Source organism: Pseudopedobacter sp. (assembly GCF_040392825.1).
Lineage (GTDB): Bacteria > Bacteroidota > Bacteroidia > Sphingobacteriales > Sphingobacteriaceae > Pseudopedobacter.
Genome location: NZ_JBEBVH010000307.1, coordinates 1 through 4345 on the forward strand (window position 1 = coordinate 1; position 4345 = coordinate 4345).

Annotated in this window: 3 protein-coding genes; all 3 read right to left on the minus strand. The window is 35.3% G+C overall.

All coding sequences use genetic code 11. The annotated features are described in order from the left end of the window. Positions 1 to 328 (minus strand): hypothetical protein (locus ABWO41_RS15935; RefSeq protein ID WP_353140167.1); only part of this gene is annotated, 328 nt, incomplete at its 3' end. 243 nt (positions 329 to 571) lie between these two features. Next, positions 572 to 2929 (minus strand): hypothetical protein, encoded by a 2358-nt coding sequence (locus tag ABWO41_RS15940; protein WP_353140169.1) that lies wholly within the window; start codon positions 2927 to 2929, stop codon positions 572 to 574. 25 nt (positions 2930 to 2954) lie between these two features. Beyond that, the gene (locus ABWO41_RS15945) at positions 2955 to 4247 is read right to left on the minus strand and encodes a BNR-4 repeat-containing protein (protein ID WP_353140171.1); all 1293 of its coding nucleotides are present in this window, start codon (positions 4245 to 4247) and stop codon (positions 2955 to 2957) included. Between the last annotated feature and the right edge of the window lie 98 nt (positions 4248 to 4345).

Sequence of the window (4345 nt, forward strand, 5' to 3'; positions counted from 1 at the left end):
TATTTGTTTTAGCCTTATCTTTAAGGTATTTAGTCTGCTCTGGTGTCAGAATTTGCCAATATTCTTTTGCTCTTTCACCGGTAATTCTTCTTGTTTCTGCCTTGGCTTCTTCGGCAGTTAAAGAACTATTTGACTTCACCTTATTAAAAAGGGGCTGGTATTTTGCCACTAATTCTTTAACAGCGGTTCTTTGTGCTTCGGTTGCATTAATTTCATCCATTATTTCTGTAGAGTAATACATAATGGGTTTGCTCGTTTGTGCATATCCTTCCATAGCGAGTACAGATAAACTGAATGCTACAGCTACCGTCAACAATTTTTTCTTCATAATTTTAATTTTAAGAGTTAATATTTGGTTAAATCACTTAAGTGTACGTACACTTATATATTAAATTTTTAAGCAGCAATACCGAAAAATATATTATTTTTTATGCGATTTTAATCTGGTTTATAATGTAGTTCGGTCTCTGCCTCTTCGCTATAAAAACCACATAACTTCATATATTTCAATTACTTAACACCAATTCCTGGAATAATATAATACCAATAACTAATTCGCTCGTACAACAAGCTAATCTTCTAATTCATGATGAGATTTAAGTTTATTTATAAATTCAGGAGATAGCGTTATTTTTCTGTTTTTACACCAGCTTAATACATCTTGGCCTAATCTGGTATTTATATGGTTGTATTTAACGAATTTATTGATTTCGATAAATTTATAAACGGATAATGGGGCTGTTACCGATGAATCCAATTGTTCCGGTAGCATTACAATGCAATTGACAAAGCTTGTACCTAATATAGAGCCCGGCGAGATAGAGATCTTGTCTGAATAGGCTCTAAACTTACAATTTTGAAAAAGCACAGAACCTCTATACTTATCATCGGGAGACAAATTCACATGGCTTATCACGCAGTTGTCAAATTCAATTACCGCAGGATTGGCCCCTAAATCACATACTAAATTTTCACAGTCCTTAAATCTTATAAAGGGAACCAGTGCATTATTGTCCAGGACATCTGGTTGTTTAGCCAATGAAAAGTGTACGCTACCTAGATTTGATTTTTCCAGATGAATATTTTCAAAAATTAATCTGGCGTTACTGTTCAGGTCAAAAGAATTATACAAGAAATCTTTCTGTAACAGATAGGTATTGGGTTTGGATATATTCATTAGCCTTACCCCTTTTGTTCGCCCTTTAACTGTTACATTTTTCACTTCAATTTCTGAAGGAAAAAATAATTTCCCACTTTTTGCATAAGAAGAAACAGAAACTGCATTCATGATCCAGCAAATGGAAGTCGATTCGGAATTACTTTTGTAATCAATTACAAAATCTTCTATCTTAATTTTATTTCCGTACCCAATGGCATATTTATAATCAAGATCTTTGGCCCCATATTGCAGAATAGCAGAGACTCCTGCTTTAAATGGATAAAGTCTGCAATTTCTTAGCAATATGTTACCGTCCCATCTGGCGCCATAATCATTTCTGAAAGAAATGAATGTATTATTATAACAAGCTGTATTTTCTACACGTAATTCTCCACCTCCGGTTACTGTTAAACCTTTTTGCCCTATTTCAGAATCTGTAATTGTTATATTCCAGCCAAAAGAGTGTACATCAAATCTATTTAAGAAACATCTTTCTACTGTAAGGTTTTTCACATAATTTGTTCCAAATATGCCCCAATGTATATTGTCGCCTTCGGCAGTGATGTTACGAAATAAAACATTCATCATCACACTACCCGAAATTCCGTAAGTTCCTTGCGGCACATTAGTTTCTTTACTTCCTCTAGTTTTTTCCCATGGAATTAATCTGATGTTTTCCAATTGAACATCATATACTCTTGACAGATTATAGAATCCTGATCTTGGCCTAAGAGCAGTATCTTTTTTCCCTTTTTCTAAACCTACCCACTGATTTTTTATAATTGTTCTGCTCCTCTGAATTTGTATTCCGTTCGCCATGTAACTTCCATTTTGCTCTCCGGTTCCATCTCCGGACAAGAAAAACGTTCCGCCTTCTATTGTCAGATAAGATTCTTCTGTTGGATAAGCAGTTAACGATGTATAATCAGAAAATTCTAAAAATATGTCACCAATAATCCTTCCGTATTCTTCAACATAAAAGAATTCTTGTTGTGCCTTCCCCTCGTGGGCATTACCTCCCTGCCTTGCCCCTGCTTTACTTTTGCTGTCTATAATAATAACCAGGCAATTAGCATAAGCTGATAATTCAGAGATATTTTTCGCACCCGATTTAAGTTGTTCTAGAAAAGACTGCTTTTCATTGTCCGTCAAATTGATTTTTATGCCGGTCTGTCTACCAGATATTCTGAATCTGGATATGTTGGTGTTATATTTTTCATTGATATAAAAAGCTGATTTCCCCCAATTTACATCTGTTTGTATGGATATATTATTGCTTTTTTCTATCCAAAAGTTACCATACAAATTTTCTACAGGTATATTTTTTCTATTGGCATAATTATGCGCATTCCGTATTTGTATCCCATCATCACTTTTCCCATCAGACTTTGCACCAAACATTTTATAATTTATCCGGGCGACATTTGCAAGTTCGGCTATCAATCCGTTATTTATTCCTATAAATGCCCCTTCATCTGGCTTTTCCGATGTTTTAATTATCTGATACTCTGCATTACCTCCGTCACCCGCTTCATAAAAGCCACTGGTTTGTACCCAATCACCTTCTTTTAATGAATTATCCTGTTTCATTTCTGAAACATTATTATAAAAAAGAAAAGATGTCCTTTTCCCTGCTTTCTTCTTTCCCTCCTGGTTTGCAATAGCATTTGCTGATATAGCAGACAACCCTGTAATACCTAATACAGATAGCATTTTACGCCTATCATATCGATTTGCCTCTAATGTTTTATTCTCTGGTATATCTTTCATATTTTCCATTCTGGCATTCAATAAATCATTTATGCTTTATTTCGTTTATCAGTAAATTGGTATCAAAACGTGTATAATGATTATATAAACCCGACATCCATAAAACAACGGGATTCCTACCTGAATAACCATGCACTACGTAGGGCCGCATATTACTTAATTTGGATTGTGATGTAACTTTCCCTACAGCCCACCTATTTTTTAGTTTCTGCCAATGTTCGATCTCGAATATTCCATTAATTTCTCTCGAGAGATATACATTCAAAGGATTATTATGATCTAAAGAAATGCCACCTGAGTAATGGGGTTCTCTTATTTTTTCACCAGGTTTTACAATCGGCATCCAACCACCCGCTTTACATATTTCTTCATGCTGCCATTTTTTTCCGTCCCATCTGGCATAATAATAACGATGGTCTGTATCTTCCGGATAACGCGTGTAAACTATAACAGGTTGCTTTTTTCTGTTCAATGATATATCAGATATCCACCCTCTCACATTACCGGTAGTGCCATCGTACACTTTATTTACATGACTATGTTCCAGAGGCAACTGCTTTAGAGACGCTATACGTTCTCCATTTGTCTGGTAAAATGCGCCTTTTTCATAGTAAATATGATATACTGAATTCGTAGGTTCAATAGAAGGATGACCATCTGTAAAAGTAAAATCTATTCTGTTTTTATTATCTGAGCTCACTTTCAGATAAGGTCTGTTTTTCTTCCCTTTACTTTCTATTAACGCTTTAGTTTCGCTCCAGGTTTCTCCTAAATCGTCGCTAAAAGCAAAAGATGGGCGCCAATCGCTCCCTCTCCAAAACATATAAATGCGATTTTTCTCGCCCTTTAACATTACCGGATGAGAATAGGTAATCCGGTTGCCTCCAAACGGAATAACCCGCTCGGTTTCCCATGAGCTTATATCCTCTGGATTCTTACTTTTTCGCATAAAAAAGCGACCGTTATGTTCCGTATAGAAAGCGAGGAGACGGCCATCTGGTAAAAACATTAGCGACGGCACATTATGATCATCTATCTGCAATTCTTTATGAAGAACGAATGTCTCCATATACTTTGTTTTCAGATCTCTTGAACTGATGACGACATCGCCTTTACTATTAATATAGCCGTAATAGATTTTTTCGCTTTTTCCCTTATGATAAACCGCCCGTGGGTCCGAAAACCAACACCACGCTGCATCTTTTGCTGCTACCTCATAGTCCGTTCCACGAAACTGAGCTGTTACAGTTATCCTTAAAAACAGTAGTATAAAGAATAAACATACAAATTTCTCTAATTTGGTTGCTTTAGATACCATACACTTTTATTATTGGTTATTTTATGTTATAGCCTAACTTACCTGTAACAGCAGCTTGTTTTATAAATTTTATTTTGTTTTTTATCTATGGCTATTAA

Bases quoted from the DNA above. Each gene is read 5' to 3' on its own strand.
- ABWO41_RS15940 (WP_353140169.1), bottom strand. From the start codon at position 2,929: ATGAAAGATATACCAGAGAATAAAACATTAGAGGCAAATCGATATGAT.
- ABWO41_RS15945 (WP_353140171.1), bottom strand. From the start codon at position 4,247: ATGGTATCTAAAGCAACCAAATTAGAGAAATTTGTATGTTTATTCTTT.